This window comes from Gilliamella sp. Pra-s52, assembly GCF_009795805.1.
In the GTDB taxonomy this organism is placed as follows: domain Bacteria; phylum Pseudomonadota; class Gammaproteobacteria; order Enterobacterales; family Orbaceae; genus Gilliamella.
Genome location: NZ_WTEY01000005.1, coordinates 93,960 through 118,479, shown reverse-complemented (window position 1 = coordinate 118,479; position 24,520 = coordinate 93,960). Strand labels below are relative to the sequence as shown.

The following is a 24,520-nucleotide window of genomic DNA, read 5'->3' as shown; positions in this document are numbered from 1 at the left end:
AATATCCTTGTGTTTTTCATATAACTATATGTATTTTTTAGTTTTAATCCAAAAAAACATATATCAACATGCCGAGGAGCTTGTAATAATAAAATTTATCCCCATAATAACTGTTATTCACTCAGTTTTCGACTACATTATGGAGTACCTTATGACAGAACAAGATAAAAATATGTCAGAAAATGAAACTAACGAAACTAATATTGACACATCAGCAGAAGAAACAATCGAGCAAGAAGCCCCTGCACAACCCAATATTGAAGAGCAACTAAAAGCAAAAGATGTTCGCATTGCAGAACTTGAGCAAGCATTACAATTGGCTAAAAAAAATGAAAGTGAAGCAATGATTCGTGCTCGAGCAGAAATTGATAATGTTCGTAAACGTGTTGAACAAGATGTTGATAAAGCTCGTAAGTTTGCGCTAGAAAAATTTGCTAATGAATTATTACCCGTTATTGATAATCTAGAGAGAGCTTTAGAATCTACAGATAAAACCAACCCAGAGCATAAAGCTACTGTTGAAGGATTAGAGTTAACATTAAAATCATTTTTAGATACTGTTAAAAAATTTGGTATTGAAGTGGTAAATACCGAAGATTCGCAATTAAATCCTGATATGCACCAAGCAATTAGTATGGTGGAATCGCCAGAACATCAATCAGGGCAAATCGTTAATACCATTCAAAAAGGTTATACATTAAATGGCCGATTAATTCGCCCTGCAATGGTAATTGTTGCTAAATAACTTATTAGATAAAAAAACTAACGCCACAAATTAGTGGCGTATTATTTTATTTATTTCGTTGCTCTTCACGAGCAAGTTTCTTCATTTTTTGCTCGATTCGTTGACGTTTAAGTGGAGAAAGGTAATCAACAAAAAGTTTACCTTTCAAGTGATCCATTTCGTGCTGGATACAAATAGCAAGTATCTCATCGGCATCAATTTCATAAGGATTGCCATGACGATCTAGTGCTTTAATTTTGATTTTTTCTGCTCTTGGCACAAAACCACGACAATCTGGTACCGATAAGCATCCTTCCTCAATACCTGTTTCACCTTCTTGGCTTATCACTTCAGGATTGATGATCACATAAACTTGGCTTTTATCTTCTGATACATCAATAACAATAATTTGTTCATGCACATCAATTTGGGTTGCAGCAAGACCAATTCCGTTTTCATCGTACATAGTTTCAATCATGTTATCAATGATCGTTTGTAACTCAGGGGTGAACTCGGTAAGAGGCTTAGCAACTTTGCGAAGTCGTTCATCAGGAAAACGTAATACCGGTAAAATAGCCATAAATTATTCGATCTACTCCTCAAATTTTGGTTTTATTCAATCTGCTGTTTATTGTAAACATTTATCATACTGATGAATAGCTTTTGTTAGCTATTGATAGTATTTATCTTATCAATTCAAAATATCTAAATTATTTAACATGAGTGCAAAAAGTCATGATGAGTAAATATGAGTTTTTATTACGAATTTCAATGCTTAGTTATGGGAAACGAGCCATTTTTGTAAAAATTGGGCAGATCTTTACAAACAACTTACCTAATAGTATTCAAAACGTTTCTTATGTATTAGATAAGTTGAAATTGTCTGATGCTCAATTAGCGCTATTTTATGAGACTTCATATCTCCATTTTGAACCAATACTTGAATGGCTAGATTCACCTAGCCCTCCAAAATATCTTATTGCCTATTGTGATAATGACTATCCATTATTACTTAAACAAATTTGCTCTCCACCTTTATTATTGTTTGTTTTAGGTAATCGTCAGCTATTACATTCGCCTCAACTAGCTATGGTCGGAAGTCGAGAATTTAGTGAATACGGAGCACAATGGGGAAGATACTTCGCTAGTGAGTTAGCTATTAATGGTTTAACAATAACCAGTGGTTTGGCATTGGGCTTAGATGCTATTTGCCATCGTGGAGCACTTGATGTGTCGGGTTATACTGTTGCGGTATTGGGTAGTGGTTTAGCAAAGATAGCGCCAAGGTCAAATCTAAATTTAGCTAATGATATTTTGTCGCAAGATGGGGCGATTGTATCGGAATTTTTACCGTTTGAAAAAGCCAGATCGGTTTATTTTCCTCGCCGAAACCGAATTATTAGCGGGTTAAGTTTGGGTACCTTTGTGGTTGAAGCTTCAGAAAAAAGTGGTTCATTAATTACTGCACGTTATGCACTTGAACAAAATCGCGATGTATTTGCCTTACCAGGTGATATTAATAATGAAAACTGTAGTGGAACACATTATTTGATTAAACAAGGCGCTTATTTAGTTTCTAAACCTACTGATATTTTAGAGCATTATTGTAGTTATTTATCAGTAGTAAATAATTCTCATAATCAGCCTAAAGAAAAACCATGTAATTCTATTTTGTACCCTGAAATTTTTTCTATTATTCACCATCAGCCGATTCCTGTTGATATTATTGCTCAGCAAGTGAATATGTCGATTTCAGAAGTTACCACTAAATTGTTAGATATGGAACTAGCAGGATTAATTAAAACGGTAACTGGTGGTTACATTCGTAATCTAGTAATTTAAAATTAAAAAGATTTTTGTTAAAAATTTTCAGATAAGTAGATGTTTAAGTATAAAACCCGCCGATAAATATCGACGGTTTGAGTGTTGAGGTTATTTTTTATTTATCTTCAATTTCAAGAGCAATTTCAGATAATATAATACCGGTGTTATCGGCATAAACAAAATCACCTGAAAAAAAGGTTACACCACCAAAATTAACACGAATATCAATTTCTCCAACACCTTGGTCTTCGGCTCCTACTGGAATAGCAGCTAGAGCTTGAATGCCAATATCAGCTTCAGCCAGATAATCAACTTGGCGAACAGCACCATAAACAATAATTCCTTCCCATTGATTTTGAACAGCAATATCTATCAGCTCTGCATCAATTAACGCACGACGAACAGAGCCCCCCCCATCAATGACAAGGATTTTACCTGCACCATTGGATTGTAAAATTTCGTATAGTAAGCCGTTATCTTCAAAACATTTAACCGTTACAGCTTGACCTGAAAACGATGTTACGCCACCAAAATTACTGAACATTGGTTCAACTACGTTAACATCTTCTGGATAATAATCGCAAAGAATTGAAGTATCAAACCCCATCATCAAATCTCCTTTTGCTGTCATGTTTAATGATATTTAGTATAACGCTAACATTAAGTAAAACGATATTAAATTTAAATAAACGTGAGCTAGCTCAAAATAATACCCAAACAATAAAGTAAATTAGTGAATAAAGCAAGCTTAACCATTTGTATTAATAAAGGCACGGCCGTTTTTATACTATTAAATTTAAACAAATCATTAATATGTTTGACATATAACGGTAAGATTAAAAGAAATAATCCACTATAAATTGTGTGTAAATAGTAATAAGCAAATAGGCTAAATAAAATAAATGAACTTAGCAATAACAATAGATGGTAATATTTTCCTAAAGTTTTCCCCATTAATACAACCAATGTTCTTTTATTATTTGTGCTATCGCTATCAATATCACGAAGATTGTTAATATTTAAAACAGCAACAGCAAGCAATCCACTACTAACCGCAGGTAATATAATTGATACAGGTAATAATTTTACTTGTAAAAAATAACTACCTATTACACCCACTAGACCAAAAAATATCAATACAGATAAATCACCTAATCCAATATAACCATAAGGTTTTTTTCCTATCGTATAAGTAATTGCGGCAATAATAGATAGTAACCCTAGTAATATAAAAATCAAAAATTGATAAGTATTATGGCAGGCAATGATGATCAAACTCAAGCCTGATACAATACATAAGAAAATGTTAATATACAGGGCTATTTTTAACTGCTCAAGAGTAATAAGCCCTAATTGAATCCCTCGAGTATGAGCAAGCACATTTTTCCTATCACTCCCTTTAACTGCATCACCATAATCATTGGCTAAATTAGATAATATCTGTAATAAGCTGGCAGTAATGAGTGAAAGTAACAATATAAGTACATCGAAAGATTGTTGCCAATAGGCCAATGCATTACCCAATAAAATAGAAGAAAAAGAAAGTGCTAAAGTTTTAGGACGAAAACTGATAATCCATGGATAAAATTTCATGTGCATTTAATATATCATTTATAACTAGCAAAATAAGTGTTTACATAATAGACATCAAGATGTGTTACATTTTAACAGCTAATAATGAGCTTGTTAGTATTTTATTTTTTTGTTTGCATTTTGTAGTTTTTAAATAATCGTCTTATTCGACCATCTCGTAATGCAGCAATAAAAATACCCAGTGAACCATATATAATTCCGAGTAATAAAATCATAAACACATTAAATAAATTATCTTTTAGACCTAATCCCATTTGATTTACACCTGCAATCATATTCGTTGCCCAAGTTGATGGTAACATTTTAGAAACAACTTGCACCCAAAATGGCATCGCATCAAGTGGCCAAATTGTGCCTGATAAATAAAAGACCGGAGTTGTCAAAAATGCTAGCGTTAAATAAATCATTTCGGTTTTTCGTAAGCATTCTGTTAGTAATTTACTGAGTCCTAAAACACCAAGCAATAAGGGAAATGTCATAATTAAAATTTCTGGAATATTAGCAAGCTGTCGATAGCCAAGAATCCAAGGCCATAAGCCAAATAGTACAATAGATAAAAATAACCAGATAGGAATTAATCCACTTAAGCTACCCAATATAACTATTTTAGGTGGCTTACCTTGAGGTAGAGAACTTAATGTAATATTGGTACGTGTTGTCGCAATTAAGAAAGAGTGTTGCAATAACATAACTAATAAGCCAGGAAACGTAATAGCAGCAAAACTGATACCCGGGTTATAAAGTGGTTCTGTTTGCCCTTTGATTGGCGATAAAATGATATTAATCTGTTTATCTGAAAATCCATTATTACGCATTATTCGAGTATTATATTCAGTTAATATCTGCTGATAGATCCCTTTTATATCAACTTGTATTAGCCCATTAGCTAAACGACTTGAGGCATCACCATAGGCAGGTATAGTGACTTCCTGACCACTTAATAAATGTTTTTCAAAATCATTAGGAATAGTAAATACTGCAAAAAGTTTATGATCATTAATATCATCATAAGCCTGTAATGAACTATCATACATAACTGTTTCAATTTTAGAGCTGGTATTTAAAGAACGAATTAAACTCCGACTTGTTGATGTATGATCTTGATCAACAATAGCAACCGGTAAACTAGTGATAGTACCATTACTATAAACTAAGCTCATTAATGAAACAGATAATAGTAATAATAACCACATTGGTCTTACTAACATAAATAAAAATATTTTTACGAATGCAGAACAAAATATTTTAATCATCCTAGTATTCCTCCTACTGTGAATGTAACCGTCTTACTAGGCGTTTTCTTACTAAGACTGTAATAATTATTGGGTAGATCATCAAAATACCACAGGTTTTTAACACAGAAAGATAACTAGAATGGCGTAAAAACAGATCAAACAACTTATTAAGCGCATAAGTTAAAGGCTCAAGTGATGAAATAAATCTTGCAATCCAAGGCATTGAAAGTTCTGGAACAACAATGCCAGAATAAGTTAATGCAAGCCCGACTAATATTCCTATATAGGTATAAGCATCAATAGCTGTTTTGGTAAAACTATAAAGCAAAATACCAATACTTTGCGCTGCAATGACATAGAAAAATACAACAATAATCATGGCAAATGGCGAGCCTGATGCACGTGCATCAGAGAACAGAACTAACATCGCAATTTCAAAAATAAGTAACATTGTATACCAAATGGTATAGGGGGCTAACTTACCAAGGACAAATGGGTAAGTAGGCCGTGTTCTTTTGGGTAGTTGCGATAAAATATGTATTGTGGTTGTTACCACAAATAATTGTAACAAATGAACTACTGCTGAAAACTGTTGAAAGTACATTGAGTTACCGCTAGCATTAAATAACCCATCATAATTAAAATTGACTTTTGCAAGTGGGGGAACTGGTAGCCCAATACTGGTTGCCAATGTGGTGCGATATTGGGTATTTAATGATGCAATTAAACCCGAATAATCCATAATGGAATACAACCCAGCACTGTAATATAACGCATTATAATACAGCATTGGGGTTGGTTGATGACCAGCTAATACATCTGATTCAAAATTAGGGGGGATATATAAAATGGCATAAATTTTTGCTTTTTGTAAATCACCTTTGGCCAAAGAAAGCTGATTGCCGTAGTTGATAAGATTAGCATGCGCACCGGCATTAAGATCACGTACTATTTCGCGTGATAAAACACTTTTATCATTATCAATATAACCAACAGGAAGATCGAATAAAACACCACGATAGAAGATACTACTGATTAATACAAAAATAATAAGAGGTAAAATCCACATTAACCAGTGAAACGTAAACCGCTTAAATATAACAAGTATTTCTGCATTAAATGCTTGTTTAAAACGACACCAAAAATCCCAAATTAGTTGTCTAATTTCCATAATGCACTCATACCTGCACGTAAACCCTCAACAGGTTTAATTGGATAAAGCCGAACTTCAAAGGTTTTTAAATCAAAATCCCCTGTTGCTCGTGTTGCACGCTTTGTCGCATAATCCCCCATTGGAGCAATGTAACGAATCTCGGTCTCAATTTCTTTACCACCAAGTGCAGGAACATCAAGCTTAACATGATCGCCTTTATGAATATTGGGCATAATATTTTCACGAAGATTAAATATAAAGTAAGCTTGAGGAAGTTGAATAATAGTCAATAATGGACTATTGGCGTTAAACAGTTCACCGACTTCGGCAGGTACTGAGCCAACTTCGCCACCTACAGGAGCTTTTACTTGTAAATCGTCATATTGAATTTGTAATTGTTTAAGTTGTTCTTCTGCTTGTTTTAATTGCGCATCATAAATTTGTCGTTGTTCAGCACGATCACCATTTTTAGCTTGATCTAAATTTGCCTGCGCTGACTGCACTTGTTGAAAGGCTGCATCACGAGTTTTTAGTGCATTATCTAATATTGATTGTGACACAAACCCCTTTACTGAAATAGCTTTGTTGCGCTCATACTCTTTAGATGCATTATCATAAGCTACTTTGGCTTGTTGAAGTAACGCTTCATAGTAACGAATGCTTTCTTCACGTGTACCATGTTTAGAAAGCTCAACTTGAGCTTTTGCTTGTTCACAAACCGCTTCGGCAGCTTTAACCTGCGCCAATAACTCTGGGCTATCAAGCGTAATTAAAACATCGTTAGGCCTAACATCATCCCCACGATTAATATGAATGACTTGCACTCGCCCCTTGGCTTTAGACACAACATTAATATTCGGCGCATCTACTTCACCTTGTAATATAAGCGGGCTATTGTGTGAGCGAATTAAAATCGTCATTGATATCAAAATAACGATCAATGTAATCATAATAAAAATTTTTTTATTCATAAAATTTTGTGTATAGAGTGATGGTAAAGACGTAAGGCATAAAGAATGAAAATGATCATACGCTATATTCTATAAATATATGACTATTTTTATTCTAATATTATACGAAAAGTGCTTTATAAATGTTAAATAAAACAAAAAATTATTTTAAATCAATATAATTAATACTATCATAGTAAATAATTTTTGTTTTTATACTATAAATAACTATAGATGGTTTTTAACAATTGTAAACCATCATTTTAATAGGTTTTACATATAAATGATATTAGTTAAAAGACATAGATAAAAACCTACTTATTTAGTAAGATATTAACAAATTTAAAATATAAAGTATTAAAAAGGATTAAATATGATAAGAATAATTATTATTGGTGGTGGTGCAGGAGGATTAGAATTAGCAACTGACCTTGGTGATAAACTAGGAAAAGGAAACCAAGCTGAAATTACACTAATAGATAAAAATAGCTATCATATTTGGAAACCTTTATTACATGAAGTTGCCACAGGTGTTTTAAACGAACAAGCAGATAGAATTAATTATACTGCACAAGGTCAACAACACGCTTTTCAATTTATTCAAGGTGCTTTTACCACTCTTAATCGTGAAGAAAAACAAGTTATTATTAACAACTCAAATGATGAATTTGTTTCGGTTCCATATGATATTTTAGTTGTAGCAATTGGTAGTACTTCAAACGATTTTGGAACACCAGGAGTAAAAGAACATTGTATTTTTTTAGATGACCAAAATGCTGCAATTCGTTTACGTGAGACTCTCATTGCAAAATTTGCAAGTTTTTGTTCAATTATTGATGAAAATCAAACAAAAGATGAAGATAAAATCCGTATTGCTATTGTTGGTGGTGGAGCAACTGGTATTGAATTAGCTTCAGAATTACCCCACATGGTTGAAACATTTGGTGCTTGTGGGCGTAATAAAATGTGTTCGGACTTACTGGATGTATCGGTTATTGAAGCAACTGATCGTATTTTACCTGCATTACCAGAAAAAACAGCACTAAGTATTACTAAAACCTTACAAAAACGTGGAATTCATGTGTTAACTAAAACCATGATAACTAAAGCGGAAAGCGATGGTTTTTATCCAAAAGAAGGCGATACTATTAATGCAGATATTATGATCTGGACCGCAGGGGTAAAAGCACCCGATTTTTTAAAGGAGATTGCAGGTTTAGAATCAAGCCGTTCTAATCAACTTGTTGTTAAACCAACATTACAAACCACACGTGATGATAATATTTTTGTAATTGGTGATTGTGCTTACGCAATGCAAGATAGCGGTAAAGCTTCTCCCGCTACGGCACAAGCAGCGCATCAGATGGCAAAAATATGTTATGAAAACATTATTAACAAATTAAATAATAAACCAATGAAATCATTTAAATATACAGATAATGGTACTATTATTTCTTTACACGACACCGCACAAGGAGTGGTTAAAATTGCCGGTAAAGGAGAAATGAACGTTAAAGGATTCTTTGCTTTAATGATCCATCGTCTGTTGTATCGTATGCATCAAGCAAGTTTGTTAGGTATTGTCAAAACAATCCGCTTTGCTAAAGCGAGTAAAGAAATATATAAAAATAAATTTGCTTCTATATTTACTCATCAAGACTAATTTACTCTCTCCCTCTTTTTTTCTTCAATAGCTACTTATAAATGCACTTTTATAAGTAGCTATCTTATTTTATACTCCGATATATTGTAAATTTTCTTGGTAAACCTAATGCGTTTTATTTTTATGCTTACCTTATTGAGTGCTAGTTTTATAAGTATTGCTAGCTATACACCCAAAGATGGAGATATTATTTTTCAATCTTCACAATCAAGACAAAGTCTGGCTGTTGAACAAGCAACAAATTCGCCATATAGCCATATGGGTATCATTTTAATTAAAAATGGCAAACCATATGTTTTTGAAGCAGCTAACAAAGTCGTTTATACGCCACTAAATAGTTGGATTGCTCGTGGTAAAAATAAAAAATATGTAGTTAAGCGTTTAAAAGATCATAATCTGTCGAATAATGATGTTAGAAATTTAAAAAAAATTGCACAAACGTTTGAAAATAAACCATATGATATTTGGTTCGGATGGGATGATCGTTATATTTATTGCTCAGAATTAGTTTGGAAAATCTATAATAGAGCCCTAAAATTAAAAATAGGTCAATTGCAAACTATCAAAGAGTTCAATCTTTCATCGCCTGCAGTTAAACAAAAAATAAAAGAACGTTATGGAAATAGGATCCCCTATCAAGAAACGGTTATTTCACCCGTTTCTATGTTTAATTCACCACTACTAACAACAGTTGATAAGCAATGGTAATATTAAAATAACGTTAGATTTTTGACTGGTGCAAAACTTTTTCGGTACAAATGATTAACACCATGTTGCTCAATTGCCTCTAAATGTGCTTTAGTTGGGTAGCCTTTATGTTTAGCAAGGCCATATTTTGGATATAATTTATCTAACTCAATCATTTCACGATCACGAGTAACTTTAGCTAGGATTGAAGCAGCGCTGATTTCTGCAACCAACAAATCCCCTTTAATAACCGCTTGAGTTTGAATACCAAAATCAGGACAACGGTTGCCATCAACTAATACAAAATTGGGTTTTATGGGTAATCCAGATACTGCCCGCTGCATAGCAAGCATGGTGGCATGTAATATATTTAATTTATCAATTTCATCAACCGAGGCTCTTGCAATACACCAAGCTAATGCATCTTGTTTAATAATATCAAACAGTTGTTCACGTTTTTTTTCAGTCAGTTTTTTGGAGTCAGTTAACCCTTTTATTGATTTATTAGGATCTAAAATAACCGCTGCGGTAACTACATCACCACAAAGTGGACCTCGTCCAACTTCATCAACCCCTGCAATTAATGTGGCATCTGGATAGGTAAACTCTAGCAATGTGGCTCCTTTAATACATCAAGTACAGCTTTAGCGGCTTGTTCATCAGCATTACAACGAATTTGATTATGCAAAGATAAAAATGTCTGCTTTAGCTCTGAATTATCACCTTCTAAAAAAGGGATAATGTGATTAACAATATTTTCAGGAGTGCAATCTTGTTGTAATAATTCTGGCACAATCTCTTTACCCGCTAAAATATTCGGTAATGAGACATAAGGTGTTTTAATCAATTTTTTTGCAAGCCAAAAGGTAAAAGGCTTCATTTTGTAGCCAACAACCATTGGGCATTTAGCTAGCATGCATTCTAATGCCACAGTACCCGAAGCCAAAATTGACGCATTACTTGCAATCATTGCTTCCCGAGCATGACCATCTAATAACTGCATTTCAAGTTGGGGAGCAATGTCTGTTTTAATCTGCTCAAACTCTTGTCGCCTTTTTTCGTTAACTAAAGGTACTAAAATATGTAAATCAGGGTAGCGTTGGCGTAATAACTGTGCTGCTCTTAAAAAGGGAGCCGATAATAATGTCACTTCAGCATGACGGCTACCTGGCAATAAAGCTAAGCAACGACAATGTAGTGGGATACCTAATTGTTGACGCATTGCTGTTTGATCTGGATTAAGTGGAATATCGTCTGCCATTTTATGCCCAATAAAACGACAAGGTACATCAAACTTATCATAAAAGGCTTTTTCAAACGGTAAAAAAGCTAAAATGAGGTTGGTATTACGTTTGATCTTGAATACACGTTTTTGTTTCCAAGCCCAAACCGATGGACTCACATAATGGATTGTTTTAATGCCTGCTTGTTTTAACTTGCCTTCTAAAGAAAGATTAAAGTCAGGTGCATCAATGCCAATAAATATATCTGGCTTAAGTACGATTAAACGCCTAGTAATATCTTTGCGAATTGCCAAAATGCGGCGTAATCGCCCCAAGACTTCAACAATACCCATCACTGATAACTCATCCATTTCATACCAAGCTTCACAGCCTTCGGCTTGCATTTTAGGACCAGCAATACCAACAAAATAAATGTTAGGATGATGATGTTTGAGTGAACGAATTAGACCTGCGCCAAGAATGTCGCCAGAGGGTTCACCAGCGACTAAAGCTACAGTTAATGGTTTATTGGTCATTAACGGATAATGCCTCGCGTAGAACGCGTAAAAAAGTCAACAAACAGTTGAACTTCAGGATATTGCTTTGCAATGGTTTCGATTTCAATTTTAGCTTCATCTAACGTCAAACCATTTCGATAAAGGATTTTATAAGTATTACGAATCGCCTGTAGAGCATCTTTACTAAACCCTCGACGTTTTAAACCTTCGTAATTGACGCCATGTGGAGTGGCATGATTACCTTGCGCTATAACATAAGGCGGAACATCCTGCGCAATGCCCGAACAGCCACCAACCATAACATGCGATCCAATCACACAAAATTGATGAACAGCAGTCATGCCACCAATAATGACATAATCATCTAATTGAACATGTCCGCCTAACGTCGCATTATTGGCTAAAATACAGCGATTCCCAATATGACAATCATGAGCAACGTGAGCATTAATCATCAATAGGTTATCGCTACCAATACGTGTTAGCTCGCCTCCTTGAACTGTGCCACGATGAATTGTCACACTTTCGCGAATCATATTGCGATCGCCAATTTCTGTGCGAGTTGGTTCTCCACGATATTTTAAATCTTGGTTTACTTCGCCAATTGAAACAAATTGATAAATTTGGTTATCTTTACCAATTTTGGTATGCCCATTGACGACGACATGCGATTTTAAAAAAGTTCCATCACCAATTTCAACATGTTCACCAATAAAACAAAAAGGTCCAATTTTAACGTTTTCACCAATCTTTGCCCCTTTTTCAATTACTGAACTAGGGTGTATTTCTGTTGCCATAGCCGTTCCTTAATACTGCTTTGGATATACTCTAAAAAATTGATGTTATTTGCGAGCACACATCATTTCTGCTTCGCAAACTAACTTACCATCAACGGTTGCAACACCATGGAATAGCGCAATGCCTCGACGTTCTTTGATATATTCAACATCTAACACAATTTGATCGCCAGGTACAACTGGACGCTTAAAGCGTGCTTTATCGATTGATGCAAAATAATAAAGCTGCCCAGGTGAGAGTTCTTCAATGCTCTTAAATGCCAAAATCCCTGTTGCTTGCGCCATAGCTTCTAGAATTAATACCCCAGGGAAAATGGGTTTATTAGGAAAGTGCCCTTGGAAGAAAGGCTCATTAACCGTGACATTTTTGATGGCTTTTAATGTTTTACCTTTTTCATAACTAAGTACGCGATCAACCATTAAAAATGGATAACGATGAGGTAACAAACTGATGATTTCTTCAACATCAAGGGTATTAAGTTCGGTAGTCAAAATAGCTATCCTTATACATTATTTACTATAAATTTTATGCATTATAACTGAGGATACCACTTTCACTCAAGGATGATTTCAATTGCAAAATATTGCTTATTTTATTTTATTACCAATACAGTGATATAATTTCTAAAATAAATGAGTTACAAACCCTATGTTATCTTTTGCTAAATAAGATATAATAATCAAATTGACTATCTAAAAGAATTTCTAACTTGGAGAAGTAGAATGAAATCATTAATTAAAATGACCTTAATAAGTAGTGCAATTATATTAACATTAGCTGGTTGTGATGATAAAAAATCATCCGACACAAGTAGTTCAACTATTGAAACAAATAAAATTACAATTTCAACTGATGCGCAAAAAGAAGCCTATGCATTAGGTTCTTCGTTTGCAACATATATGAAAGAAAATTTAGAGCAAAATGAAATTAAACCAGATCAAGAATATCTAATCAGCGGTTTTAATGAAACATTCAGCGGTGCATCACAACTAAGTAAAGATGAAGTTAAAACAGTTTTAGATGCATTTGGTAAACGAATTCAAGAAGAAAGCCAAGCGCGTTTTGAAAAACAAAAAATCGAAAACACAACTGCTGGGGACAAGTTCCGTGAAGAATTTGCTAAACAAGACGGCGTTAAAAAAACTAAATCTGGCTTGCTTTATCAAATTTTAGAAAATGGTTCAGATCGACACCCAACCGAAGATGACGTAGTTATTGTTCATTATACAGGTACTTTAACTGATGGACGTAAATTTGATAGTTCTTATGATCGTGGAGAGCCTGCTAAATTTCCTCTTGGTGGTGTAATAAAAGGTTGGACAGAAGGCATTCAATTAGTTGGCGTTGGTGGTAAAATCAAACTTGTTGTACCACCAGAGCTAGCTTATGGCGATCAAAATATTCCTGGTCAAGAAGGCAAAGCAGGAATTCAACCTGCATCAACATTAGTATTTGAAGTTGAATTACTAGGTATTGATGGCGATAAAAATGATACAAATAAAGAACCAACAGAAAAATCATCATCAAAATCAGATAAAGCAGAATAACAATCAGGTCACTCACTTAATTGATTCTTTAAGTTATACGCTTATTATTATGGGTCCTGCTTATGGGACCCAATCTGCTTATTGTGCATATCAATTTGCACAAGCTTTACTGTCCAGCTCTTCTCACATGATTAAAAATATCTTTTTTTATGCTGATGGCGTTTATAATGGCAATAGCTATACCGATCCTGCTAATGATGAGTTTAATTTAGTTTCAGCTTGGCAAGAACTAGCAAAAACACACAACTTAACATTAACTATTTGTGTTGCAGCTGCGCAACGACGCGGTGTTATCAAAAACAATCTTGCAGATTATTTTCAATTAACCGGTCTTGGTGAACTTAGTGAATCAATTGCAACAACCGATCGAACCATTCAATTTTAACATTAAGGCTGAAATGAAAAAATTAGCAATTCTTATCTACTCTCCACCTCATGGAAATGCCAAAGGTCGAGAAGCTCTTGATATTGCATTGGCCACATCAGCTATTAATCAAGTTTCAGTTTTTTTTGTCGATGATGGTGTTTTTCATTTATTACCAAATCAACAACCTGATAGCATTTTAATGCGGGATTATATTGCAACATTAAATATGCTTGAACTTTATGATATTGATGATGTGTATGTCTGTGAATCTTCACTTAAATCAAGAAACTTAACCCAGATAGCCAGAAATATCCCGAGTAAAATCATTAATACCCAGTTATTAAATCAACTATTAACGACTAAAGATGTAATTTTGCGATTCTAGTTTTATGCCAAAAGAAAAATCTTAAACCACAACAACAAGCTTATATCTAAGCAAAAATTCGTCAGGAAAGCTATTGATTTTATTGAATTTTTTATTTTGTTGTTTTTTATCAAAATATATATTGTAGCGTTTATAAATAGAGCAAAAGATCTATAAAGTTAAATCAAATAAACAATCCACTCTATTTTTGCTTATTTAAATAAAGTGGATTATTGTGTTAGTTTTATTTAACTTGGTTCTTATTTTACTGATTGACTAAACAAGTTTTTTCATCTCATCGGCAATTTTTTCAGCCTGAGTACCAACAATAATTTGTACACCTGTTTTACCGAGTTTAATTACAGCCATAGCGCCAAGTGCTTTAGCAGCTTGCTCATCAACCAATTCTGAATCATTTACACCTAAACGCAAGCGAGTAATACAAGAGTCAATGTTAGTTAAGTTTCCTTTCCCACCAACAACCACTAGATATTGTTCAGCAAGTTTAGATGTATCGCCAATTACTTGTTTTTTCTGGGTACTTTCAGTTGACGAAACAGTCGTATCTTCATCTTCTCGACCCGGCGTTTTAAGGTTGAATTTTACAATTACAAAACGGAATACTACATAGTAGACCACAAAGAATACTAGACCTTGAAGGATTAACATATACCAATGGACAGCAAGCGGATTACGACTTGAAAGTAACATATCGACTAAGCCAGCACTAAAGCCAAATCCTGCTATCCATTGCATTGCAGCTGCAATATAAAGTGAGATACCTGCTAAAACTGCATGTAAAACATAAAGTACAGGTGCAACAAACATAAAAGCAAATTCAAGTGGTTCAGTTACACCAGTAAAGAATGCAGCAAAGGAAGCCGCTAACATAATTGAAGCTGTTTTATCTTTATTGCCTTTTTTAGCTGTATGGTACATAGCTAGCGCTGCACCAGGCAGACCAAACATCATGACAGGGAAGAATCCAGCTTGGTAGCGACCAGTGATTCCAACTGTTGCTAGACCATCTTCAATTGATTTTTGTCCGCCTAGGAAGTTAGGAATATCGTTAATTCCAGCCACATCGAACCAAAATACAGAATTTAAAGCATGGTGTAAACCAACTGGAATAAGTAAGCGGTTAAAAAATCCATAAATGCCAGCCCCCACTGATCCTAATTCTTTAATATATTTACCAAAAGCAACTAGTGCGTCATAAATCGTTGGCCAAATAAAATATAAAACAGCTGAAACTAACAGCATCACAACTGAAACAACAATTGGTACTAGTCTTTTTCCACTAAAGAAAGATAGCGCTTTATGTAATTCAACCCGGCTAAAGCGATTATAAAGTTCGGCTGCAATAATACCAACAAGAATACCAATAAATTGGTTATTTATCTTACCATATGCCGCTGGAACATGCTTTAACCAATCATCTGCTTTTGTGTCAATACCATTAAATAATGCAATAGAGTTTGGAGAAAGCAAGGTGGTTACGACTAAAAATCCAACCAAACCAGAAAGTGCAGCAGCACCATCTTTATCTTTAGACATGCCATAAGCAACACCAATAGCAAACAAAATTGGCATATTATCAATAATAGCCCCACCCGATTTAATTAAAAAGGCAGCAACAATACTATTTTGCCCCCATCCATCAGGATCGATCCAATACCCGATCCCCAGTAGTATTGCTGCAGCAGGTAGAACTGCTACAGGCACCATCAATGAACGCCCGATACGTTGCATATAAGCTAAAATTCCCATAAGTTTAACCTCATATAGTTATTAGGGGGTTATAATAAAAAGTAATGAAATTTTACATCGTTAAGCGATGATAATTAAGTCTTATTATTTCACTCTATATTATTTATTTTACTTCGCAAATTAATAGTTCTTTTTTTGTGATTTAAATCACCATTTTTTTTGATTAATTGGTTTAATATAGTAAAATAAAGCCAACATATTTTATTTTAAGAAAAAAGTTTTTAATTATATCATAAGAGGTAACACCACATGAGACTTATTCCTTTAGAAAATGCACAAGAAGTCGGTGCTTGGGTTGCACAACGCATTGTTAATAAAATTAATGAGTTTAAGCCTACTGCAGATCGTCCTTTTTTATTGGGGCTACCAACAGGTAGTTCACCATTAGTTATGTATCAACAATTGATTAAACAATATAAAGCTGGTAACGTCAGCTTTAAGCATGTTGTAACCTTTAATATGGATGAATATGTTGGCATTCCAGAAAATCATCCGCAAAGCTACCACACATTTATGTACGAAAATTTTTTCAATCATATTGATATTGATAAAAACAATATCCATATATTAAATGGTAATGCGCCAGATATTGATCAAGAGTGCCGTCAATATGAAGCAAAGATCAAAGCTTACGGTAAAATAAATATCTTTGTTGGAGGTGTAGGTCAAGATGGGCATATTGCTTTTAATGAACCAGGATCTTCACTTTGTTCACGTACACGCATCAAGACATTAACTGAAGATACACGCATTGCTAATTCACGCTTTTTTGATAATGACGTGAATCAAGTACCAAAACATGCGTTAACCATTGGTGTTGCAACCTTAATGGATGCACAGGAAGTTATTTTATTAGTTTGTGGTCATAACAAAAGTTTAGCATTACAAGCTGGAGTTGAAGGGTCTGTTAATCACCTTTGGACTGTCACTGCACTACAAATGCATCCAGCATCAATTATTGTTTGTGATGAACCAAGTACTGATGATCTTAAAGTGAAAACACTAAAATATTTTAAACAAATGGAAGCTGATAATCTTAAAGTGACTGTTTTATAAAGGATAATTCAATGTATGCATTAACAAATTGCCGTTTTTATACAGGTTATGAAATCCTTGATAACCACGCTGTTATTATTGACGGTGATAAAATTACAAAAGTCTGTAAACAAAACGAATTACCTACAGATATCAAGATTGAAAATCTACAAGGCGCAATCGTTGCGCCTGGGTTTATTGATATCCAAGTTAATGGTTGTGGTGGTGTGCAATTTAATGAAACGCTTGATGCACTGAGCGTTGAAACATTAGAAACGATGCAAGCCACAAATATCATTTCTGGTTGTACTAGCTATTTGCCTACATTAATTACATCAACTGATGAGTTTATGATAAAGGCAGTTAACGTGATGCGTGAATACTTAACTAAGCACCCTAATCAAGCTCTTGGTTTGCATCTTGAAGGACCTTATATCAGCCCTGAAAAAAAGGGAATTCATGATGAAAATATTATTCGACAACCATCACAAGAAATGATTGATTTCCTTTGCGAAAATGCTGATGTGATTAAAATCATTACCTTAGCACCAGAAAGAGTTGAAAGCCATTTCATCAAGCAATTGGTTAACGCAGGTATTCACGTTTCGGTTGGTCATTCCAATGGTCATTATGATGACTGCCGTCGAGGGTTTAATGATGGTATTCGTTTAGGAACACATTTATTTAATGCTATGCCTTATATTTCTGGGCGAGAACCTGGTGTGGTTGGTGCAATTTATGATGAGCCAGACGTTTATGTCGGTATTATTGCTGATGGTCAACATGTTAGTTGGGCAAATATTCGCAATAGTCATAAAATCAAACAAGATCACTTAATTTTAATTACTGATGCGATGTTACTTGCCGCTTCTAATTTAGAGTCAGGTATATTTGCCGGTAAAACCATTTATTATAAAGATGGTCGCTGTGTTGATGAAAATGGCACATTGGGTGGTTCATCGTTAACCATGATTGAAGCCGTAAAGAATGCAGTTGAATATGTCGGTATTGCATTAGACGAAGCGTTAAGAATGGCAACACTTTACCCTGCCAAAGCAATCGGTGTAAATAAAGAGCTTGGTAGTATTAGTGAAGGAAAAATTGCAAATCTTGTTATTTTTAACCGTGATTTTTCGATCGTTAAAACAGTTGTTAACGGAGAGATGAGTCGCTAAAATATCAGATAATTGTTAAAAATATTGAGTAGTATATGACATTTAATTATCTGAACTTAGTGGGTAATACTGAATTAATCAAGCAACTAAATTATGCAATGATTTATCGCTTGATTGTTCAGCAAGCACCACTCTCTCGAATTCAATTAGCTGAAATCAGTCAATTAGCGCCAGCAAGCATTACCAAAATAACCCGTCAACTGATTAAAAAGAAATTAATTAAAGAAGTCGATGCTCAGCAATCAACGGGCGGGCGCCCAGCTGTTTCAATTGAAGCAAAATATGGACAATATCAAGCTATTGCGGTGCAATTAAGCCGTTCACATATCACAATTGAGCTATTTGATTTAGGGGCAAAATGTTTAGTATCAAAAAGATATTCACTTACTAACTTTACCGAGCAACAGGTACAAGACTATTTAATTGCATTAATTGAAGGTTTTATTCAAGAAAATAGTAAAAAAATAAAATCTTTAGTAGCAATATCCATTGTTTTACCAGGCTTAATTGATTCAGTTAATGGTATTGTCCGTTATACACCACATATTCAAGTAAAAGACTGGGCTTTAGCTGACGTACTACAAAAACATTTTAATGTTTCTATTTTTGTTGGGAATGATATTCAAAGCTTAGCATTAGCTGAAAGTTATTTTGGATCAACTCAAAATGTTGATGATTCTATATTAATTCGTGTTCATCGGGGAGTAGGCTCTGGTGTTATTGTTAATCAGCAATTACTGACAAATCATAATCAAAGTGCTTGTGAAGTGGGACATATTCAAGTTGATGCATTAGGTGAACGTTGCCATTGCGGTAACTTCGGCTGCTTAGAAAATCGTGTCGTTAATAAAGCCATTGAACACCGTGCTAAGCAGATGATTGAACAAGGTTATATTTCAAAACTTAATGCCGAGCAGTGCAATATCAATCATATCTGTCAATATGCAAACCAAGGAGATGAACTAGCTATAAAACTCGTCAAAGATGCTGGCGAAAATCTTGGCAGAGCAGTTGCCATTATGGTTAATATTTTCAACCCACAACGAATTGTATTAGCTGGTGAAATCATCAAATCGCCCGAAATTCTATTAAATGCAGTAAATAGTGCTCTAAATGCGCAAAGTTTAGAGGGGCTACGAAAAAATCTTACCATCACTTGCTCACAGCTAGATGATAAGTCAGCAATTGGCGCATTTGCATTAGTACAACAAGCTTTATTTAATGGTTCGCTACTGATGACACTACTTGAAGATAATCTATAGTTAGTATACCTTATCATATGTAAACTATAAAAAAGCCCGACAATTTGGGCTTTTTTAATCAAGCCAAAATGCGTAACATTCTACGCAGCGGTTCTGCAGCACCCCATAATAGTTGATCACCTACAGTAAAGGCAGACAAATAATCTTTCCCCATATTCAATTTACGTAAACGCCCGACAGGTGTAGTTAACGTACCAGTAACAGCGGCTGGGGTTAATTCACGCATTGAAATTTCGCGATCATTAGGAACAACTTTTACCCAATCATTGTGCGTAGCCAGAAGTTTTTCAATTTCTGGCACACTAATATCTTTTTTCAATTTAATCGTAAACGATTGACTATGACAACGCAAAGCTCCAATACGGACACAAAGTCCATCAACAGGAATAATCTGACTTGTTCCCAAAATTTTATTGGTTTCAGCCTGTCCTTTCCACTCTTCTTTACTTTGTCCATTATCTAGCGCTTTATCGATCCAAGGAATTAAACTTCCTGCAAGCGGTACGCAAAAATTATCTGTAGGCAAGCTACCATCGCGCATCTTTTGCGTCACTTTACGTTCAATATCCAAAATAGAGGAATACGGATCTTGTAACTCTTTTGCTACTTCGGCATTTAGCATACCCATTTGCGTTAATAGTTCACGCATATGGCGAGCACCACCACCAGATGCCGCTTGATAAGTCGAAACAGAAACCCAATCAATAAGATTTTCAGCAAATAACCCACCTAATGACATTAACATCAAGCTAACCGTACAGTTACCACCTACAAAAGTTTTAATACCGCTATCTAAAGCTGTATAAATGTTAGTTTTGTTTACAGGATCAAGAACGATAATTGCATCATCTTCCATTCGTAACGTTGAAGCTGCATCAATCCAATACCCCTGCCAACCTGTTGCGCGTAATTTTGCATAAATCTCTGAGGTATAATCACCACCTTGGCAAGTGACAATAATATCTAATGCCTTTAAAGCATCAATATTATCTGCGCTTTGTAATATACCTGTTTTTCCACCAAAAGTTGGGGCTGCTTGACCCGCTTGAGAAGTAGAAAAGAAAACAGGATTGATATAATCAAAATCATGATCTTCAACCATACGTTGCATAAGCACAGAGCCCACCATTCCACGCCAACCGACAAAACCAACATTTTTCATAATTTATTTCCAATAAGTAGAGGTTATATAAAGCAATATTTTATCTATTAAAACAAAATATCACCATAAAACAAGTAAGATAAGAATTATTTTTAGATAGGAGTAAATAATAACGTGGTGTTATATATTGAAACACAAAACAACGACAATAACGAACAAAAAAAGAATCATCATCTGTACCAAATGCTTTTTCTGAATAATTTTATTTATTATGCTAAAATTTTGATTCATTTTATCTATTTTATTTTTTCATAATGATCAGATTATTAGCCGACTTATTTATAAGCAGGTTATATGTGTCTAACATTTTTGTTAGTTGGAATACTTCTTCGTGCATGTTGGCACATACAGAGTAAAAAAGTTGTCTATTTTATATATTTTGCCAGATGTTTTATTTATTATTATTCAAAATAATCAAATGTATAATTGTGAAGATGAACAAAATATAAAACGATTAAATAATAAAGAACATAATAAAAAACACAGAAGAGCAATAAAGAAACAAGAAAGAAAAAGAATAAAAAAACTTGAAAAGAACTCAAATAAATAACTTAATCATAAAATTCAAATGGTTGTTAATTTAGCGCATATGGATATATGACAAAGATGTAAACATTATTAATAGTAAATCCTACAATTAATAGCATTTTTAACTTTTCTTCTACATCATTTTTTGTTTCTTTATTTTTAAAATATACAAAAAAGCGATCTTATAGCGTCTAAACACGCCCTTTTAGTCTCGATGAATTCTATAACTTAGTATTTTTTAATGATGTTAAAAAAGTTTTTGAAAGGTGGTAATGGTCGGCGAGAGAGGATTCGAACCTCCGACCCACTGGTCCCAAACCAGTTGCGCTACCAAGCTGCGCTACTCGCCGTTAGATTTTTTTCTCTACTAAATGGGGTGGCTAATGGGATTCGAACCCACGACAACTGGAATCACAATCCAGGGCTCTACCAACTGAGCTATAGCCACCATAGAATCAGGACGAAATATTACGCATAAAAAATGATATTGTCCAGCACAATTTTAAAAAAACACACTGATTGATTACATAAAAAGCGTTAAGGGTATAAAATTTGATAAATGAAATACGCTAAATTGCAATCAAATTTTGTAAATATTAAATTTCATGCTACTTGTTGTTTTATTTTTTATCTCCATACTATTAATAATAGTGCTAGATAGTAAGACTATTTTTCAAATGATATAGATTTTTAGTTTATTTTTGTTCAAGACTGAATGGCATTTTTTGTAAAATAAAATAAGCTGATAGTGGCAATTTTTTTAAAAAAATTGGAAATATATACTAAAACATAAAATTAATCTTAAACTTCCTTATATACTTAGATAGTAAATTAAATAATCAGGAATAGTTTAAAATATGTAATATTTTAGTAAAAATACCTGACTTTTTTTTATTATTGCAATAATGTAAAGACCTAAATTAAATTATGGTGGCAATTATGATAAATATTTTATTAATTGATGATGATGTCGAATTATCACAAATGCTTAGCGAATATTTGACTAATGAAGGTTTTAACATCAAAAGTGTTTATTTGGGTAAAGATGGCATTAATGAAGCATTATCAGGAAAATATCGTGCTGCAATTTTAGATGTAATGTTACCTGATATTAATGGAATTGATGTTCTTAAAAGTATACGTCAACAATGTAATATGCCTGTTATTATGCTAACGGCTAAAGGCGATAATATCGATCGCGTTTTAGGATTAGAATTAGGTGCTGACGATTATATCCCTAAACCATGTTATCCTCGTGAATTATTAGCAAGACTACGTGCTGTTCTACGCCGATTTGATGAACGTGCAGTAGAAACGGTCGATGATAAAAAATACCATTTTAACGGTTTAACATTAGATTTACCACAACGATTATGTACTTGGAATGGACAAGTTATTGACTTAACGTCAACCGAGTTTAATTTGTTAGTATTACTTGTAAAACATAACGAACGAGTCGTTACGAAAGAAGAGCTATCTGAAGTCGGATTAGGTAGAGCTCGTGAGCTTTACGATCGGAGTGTCGATGTGCACATTAGTAATATTCGTCAAAAACTACACCAAATTGCACAAAATGATGTAGCGATAGAGACTATTCGAGCTGTCGGTTACCGTATCCGTTAATGACCTAATAGGCTTGATATGAATCGTCGATTATTTTGGAAAATACTTATTATATTTGGGGTTATTTTTTATCTTACCTTCCAGTTAACTTGGATTGCATTTTCTATTTATGTAGGAAATAAAAATCAAAGATTCCTCAATCATATGCCGACAAAAGTCGATATGATTGCTCAGTTATTACATGTGGCAGGTGAAGATGAAACACTTAATTTTATAGCACACTTACCTGAGCGAGAAAAAACTTTACTGTCAATAAAATTAGTTTCCCCATTTAATGAGCAAGTCAATATTCTGAACGATGAATTAGAAACTCCAACATATGCTTATCAACGCATGGCCGCAGCGCCAGACGGAACGCTTTATTCAGTTTCATTTAAAGAGGATAAGGATAATCATGATACAAAAGCATTATTCAATATGCCAATGACAATTGTATTACTTGGAATATGTGTTGGCCTTGTTTTTAGCCTTTTTTTAGCTTGGAACTTAACCAGACCAATGAGACTATTAAGGCAAGGTTTTTTTAGAGTATCCCAAGGTGATCTTTCTGTTAGATTGTTCAATAAATTAAAACCTCGTCGCGACGAATTAAGTGAGCTTGGTAAAGATTTTGATATGATGGTTGAACAACTCAATATTTTGCTCTCTGATCGTCAATCCCTTCTTCATGACGTTTCTCATGAACTTAGAACTCCACTAGCTCGTTTGCAGTTAGCAATTGGACTTGCTCAACAGAATAAACAAAATATTGATACAGCTTTAGCTAGAATTGAATTAGAATCAGAACGGTTAGATCAGTTGATTGGAGAGATTCTAAATTATTCTCGTGCAGAAATGAATAATCGTACCGATGAGTATTTTGATTTAAAAGACTTAATTAGCGTGGTGATAAATGATGCTAATTATGAAGCTAATCATCAGTTAATTGATGTACATTTCAATTTATCACCGATAACTCATTCTATTGTTAAAGGGAATTCAGAGCAAATTCGGCGTGCAGTTGAAAACATTATTCGTAATGCTATTCGTTTTTCAACATCTGGACAAGCTGTAGACGTTTCGTTAAAAGAAACAGGTAAATATTTACAAATTGAAGTTAAAGATCGTGGTCCTGGTGTTGAAGAAAATAAATTATCCAGTATCTTTGAACCATTTGTCCGTATTCAGTCTCCTCAATTGGGTAAAGGTTATGGATTAGGACTTGCGATAGCAAGAAAGACCGTTATTATGCATAACGGTACTATTCAAGCAACAAATCGTGATGGTGGAGGACTTATTGTAACAATATGTTTACCTTATTGGAGAAAGCTTTAATAAGA

At 34.0% G+C, this 24,520-nt stretch carries 25 protein-coding genes and 2 tRNA genes; 13 read left to right on the top strand and 14 right to left on the bottom strand.

Annotated features, from left to right (window positions below):
• Positions 1-151 precede the first annotated feature (151 nt).
• The gene (grpE, locus tag GQ594_RS05960; RefSeq protein WP_160400690.1) at positions 152-745 is read left to right on the top strand and encodes a nucleotide exchange factor GrpE; all 594 of its coding nucleotides are present in this window, start codon (positions 152-154) and stop codon (positions 743-745) included.
• Positions 746-791: 46 nt separating this feature from the next.
• On the opposite strand, the gene def is transcribed toward grpE, so the two are convergent.
• The gene (gene def, locus GQ594_RS05955) at positions 792-1,304 is read right to left on the bottom strand and encodes a peptide deformylase (RefSeq protein WP_160411732.1); all 513 of its coding nucleotides are present in this window, start codon (positions 1,302-1,304) and stop codon (positions 792-794) included.
• A 155-nt stretch (positions 1,305-1,459) separates the two neighbouring features.
• Between def and dprA the strand changes: the two genes are divergently transcribed.
• Positions 1,460-2,566, top strand: a complete 1,107-nt coding sequence (gene dprA / locus GQ594_RS05950; RefSeq protein WP_160400688.1) for a DNA-processing protein DprA — start codon at positions 1,460-1,462, stop codon at positions 2,564-2,566.
• Between the two features lie 97 nt (positions 2,567-2,663).
• On the opposite strand, the gene rraA is transcribed toward dprA, so the two are convergent.
• The 5 genes from rraA to GQ594_RS05925 all read right to left on the bottom strand — a co-directional run bounded on the left by rraA (position 2,664) and on the right by GQ594_RS05925 (position 7,500).
• Entirely contained in the window at positions 2,664-3,155 is a 492-nt protein-coding gene (gene rraA, locus GQ594_RS05945; RefSeq protein ID WP_160411812.1) for a ribonuclease E activity regulator RraA, read from the bottom strand.
• Between the two features lie 89 nt (positions 3,156-3,244).
• Positions 3,245-4,147: a 1,4-dihydroxy-2-naphthoate polyprenyltransferase gene (locus tag GQ594_RS05940; RefSeq protein WP_160411733.1), complete on the bottom strand. Its 903-nt coding sequence runs from the start codon at positions 4,145-4,147 to the stop codon at positions 3,245-3,247.
• A 95-nt stretch (positions 4,148-4,242) separates the two neighbouring features.
• Complete coding sequence (locus tag GQ594_RS05935) at positions 4,243-5,391, bottom strand: ABC transporter permease (protein WP_442903530.1); 1,149 nt, start codon at positions 5,389-5,391, stop codon at positions 4,243-4,245.
• Between the two features lie 16 nt (positions 5,392-5,407).
• Entirely contained in the window at positions 5,408-6,547 is a 1,140-nt protein-coding gene (locus tag GQ594_RS05930) for an ABC transporter permease (protein WP_160411735.1), read from the bottom strand.
• A complete protein-coding gene (locus GQ594_RS05925; RefSeq protein WP_160411736.1) occupies positions 6,529-7,500 on the bottom strand; it encodes an HlyD family secretion protein in 972 nt (323 codons plus the stop codon). Before GQ594_RS05925 ends, GQ594_RS05930 begins: the two co-directional genes overlap by 19 nt.
• A 352-nt stretch (positions 7,501-7,852) precedes the next feature.
• Here GQ594_RS05925 and GQ594_RS05920 point away from each other — a divergent pair, with 352 nt between their 5' ends.
• Entirely contained in the window at positions 7,853-9,142 is a 1,290-nt protein-coding gene (locus tag GQ594_RS05920; protein ID WP_160411737.1) for an NAD(P)/FAD-dependent oxidoreductase, read from the top strand.
• A gap of 108 nt (positions 9,143-9,250) precedes the next feature.
• On the top strand, positions 9,251-9,850 hold the full coding sequence (locus tag GQ594_RS05915; protein ID WP_160400682.1) for a YiiX family permuted papain-like enzyme: 600 nt from the start codon (positions 9,251-9,253) through the stop codon (positions 9,848-9,850).
• Positions 9,851-9,852: 2 nt separating this feature from the next.
• On the opposite strand, the gene rnhB is transcribed toward GQ594_RS05915, so the two are convergent.
• From rnhB to fabZ, 4 genes are read right to left on the bottom strand one after another with little or no spacing between them, the layout of a single operon-like run.
• On the bottom strand, positions 9,853-10,443 hold the full coding sequence (gene rnhB / locus GQ594_RS05910) for a ribonuclease HII (RefSeq protein ID WP_160411738.1): 591 nt from the start codon (positions 10,441-10,443) through the stop codon (positions 9,853-9,855).
• Complete coding sequence (lpxB, locus tag GQ594_RS05905; protein ID WP_160411739.1) at positions 10,437-11,588, bottom strand: lipid-A-disaccharide synthase; 1,152 nt, start codon at positions 11,586-11,588, stop codon at positions 10,437-10,439. The genes rnhB and lpxB overlap by 7 nt, the downstream gene beginning before the upstream one ends.
• Positions 11,588-12,367 (bottom strand): acyl-ACP--UDP-N-acetylglucosamine O-acyltransferase, encoded by a 780-nt coding sequence (lpxA, locus tag GQ594_RS05900; protein WP_160411740.1) that lies wholly within the window; start codon positions 12,365-12,367, stop codon positions 11,588-11,590. The genes lpxB and lpxA overlap by 1 nt, the downstream gene beginning before the upstream one ends.
• 45 nt (positions 12,368-12,412) lie before the next feature.
• On the bottom strand, positions 12,413-12,859 hold the full coding sequence (gene fabZ, locus GQ594_RS05895) for a 3-hydroxyacyl-ACP dehydratase FabZ (RefSeq protein ID WP_160400678.1): 447 nt from the start codon (positions 12,857-12,859) through the stop codon (positions 12,413-12,415).
• Between the two features lie 231 nt (positions 12,860-13,090).
• Between fabZ and fkpA the strand changes: the two genes are divergently transcribed.
• Genes fkpA through tusC form a run of 3 tightly spaced genes read left to right on the top strand, consistent with a single transcriptional unit; the run spans position 13,091 to position 14,667 of the window.
• Positions 13,091-13,915, top strand: a complete 825-nt coding sequence (gene fkpA, locus GQ594_RS05890) for an FKBP-type peptidyl-prolyl cis-trans isomerase (protein ID WP_160411741.1) — start codon at positions 13,091-13,093, stop codon at positions 13,913-13,915.
• A gap of 49 nt (positions 13,916-13,964) precedes the next feature.
• Positions 13,965-14,300, top strand: coding sequence for a sulfurtransferase complex subunit TusD (tusD, locus tag GQ594_RS05885; protein ID WP_442903578.1), 336 nt, complete (start codon positions 13,965-13,967; stop codon positions 14,298-14,300).
• The gene (gene tusC / locus GQ594_RS05880; RefSeq protein WP_337189518.1) at positions 14,260-14,667 is read left to right on the top strand and encodes a sulfurtransferase complex subunit TusC; all 408 of its coding nucleotides are present in this window, start codon (positions 14,260-14,262) and stop codon (positions 14,665-14,667) included. Before tusD ends, tusC begins: the two co-directional genes overlap by 41 nt.
• Before the next feature lie 255 nt (positions 14,668-14,922).
• On the opposite strand, the gene nagE is transcribed toward tusC, so the two are convergent.
• Positions 14,923-16,416, bottom strand: coding sequence for an N-acetylglucosamine-specific PTS transporter subunit IIBC (nagE, locus tag GQ594_RS05875; protein WP_160411744.1), 1,494 nt, complete (start codon positions 16,414-16,416; stop codon positions 14,923-14,925).
• A gap of 249 nt (positions 16,417-16,665) precedes the next feature.
• Between nagE and nagB the strand changes: the two genes are divergently transcribed.
• Genes nagB through GQ594_RS05860 form a run of 3 tightly spaced genes read left to right on the top strand, consistent with a single transcriptional unit; the run spans position 16,666 to position 19,888 of the window.
• Positions 16,666-17,472 (top strand): glucosamine-6-phosphate deaminase, encoded by an 807-nt coding sequence (gene nagB, locus GQ594_RS05870; protein WP_160411745.1) that lies wholly within the window; start codon positions 16,666-16,668, stop codon positions 17,470-17,472.
• 11 nt (positions 17,473-17,483) lie between these two features.
• Complete coding sequence (nagA, locus tag GQ594_RS05865; protein ID WP_160411746.1) at positions 17,484-18,626, top strand: N-acetylglucosamine-6-phosphate deacetylase; 1,143 nt, start codon at positions 17,484-17,486, stop codon at positions 18,624-18,626.
• A 35-nt stretch (positions 18,627-18,661) separates the two neighbouring features.
• Positions 18,662-19,888, top strand: coding sequence for an ROK family protein (locus GQ594_RS05860; protein ID WP_160411747.1), 1,227 nt, complete (start codon positions 18,662-18,664; stop codon positions 19,886-19,888).
• Between the two features lie 58 nt (positions 19,889-19,946).
• Here the strand turns inward: GQ594_RS05860 and asd are convergent, their stop codons facing one another.
• On the bottom strand, positions 19,947-21,050 hold the full coding sequence (asd, locus tag GQ594_RS05855; protein WP_160411748.1) for an aspartate-semialdehyde dehydrogenase: 1,104 nt from the start codon (positions 21,048-21,050) through the stop codon (positions 19,947-19,949).
• A gap of 331 nt (positions 21,051-21,381) precedes the next feature.
• Between asd and GQ594_RS05850 the strand changes: the two genes are divergently transcribed.
• The gene (locus GQ594_RS05850; RefSeq protein WP_160411749.1) at positions 21,382-21,600 is read left to right on the top strand and encodes a hypothetical protein; all 219 of its coding nucleotides are present in this window, start codon (positions 21,382-21,384) and stop codon (positions 21,598-21,600) included.
• A 251-nt stretch (positions 21,601-21,851) separates the two neighbouring features.
• On the opposite strand, the gene GQ594_RS05845 is transcribed toward GQ594_RS05850, so the two are convergent.
• Positions 21,852-21,928: transfer RNA gene (locus GQ594_RS05845), tRNA-Pro, on the bottom strand.
• 22 nt (positions 21,929-21,950) lie between these two features.
• Positions 21,951-22,026 (bottom strand) — tRNA-His (locus GQ594_RS05840).
• Between the two features lie 494 nt (positions 22,027-22,520).
• Here GQ594_RS05840 and GQ594_RS05835 point away from each other — a divergent pair.
• Together GQ594_RS05835 and GQ594_RS05830 are read left to right on the top strand one after the other, a co-directional pair.
• Positions 22,521-23,201 (top strand): response regulator transcription factor, encoded by a 681-nt coding sequence (locus GQ594_RS05835; RefSeq protein ID WP_160411813.1) that lies wholly within the window; start codon positions 22,521-22,523, stop codon positions 23,199-23,201.
• An 18-nt stretch (positions 23,202-23,219) separates the two neighbouring features.
• On the top strand, positions 23,220-24,515 hold the full coding sequence (locus GQ594_RS05830; protein WP_160411750.1) for an ATP-binding protein: 1,296 nt from the start codon (positions 23,220-23,222) through the stop codon (positions 24,513-24,515).
• Positions 24,516-24,520 lie beyond the last annotated feature (5 nt).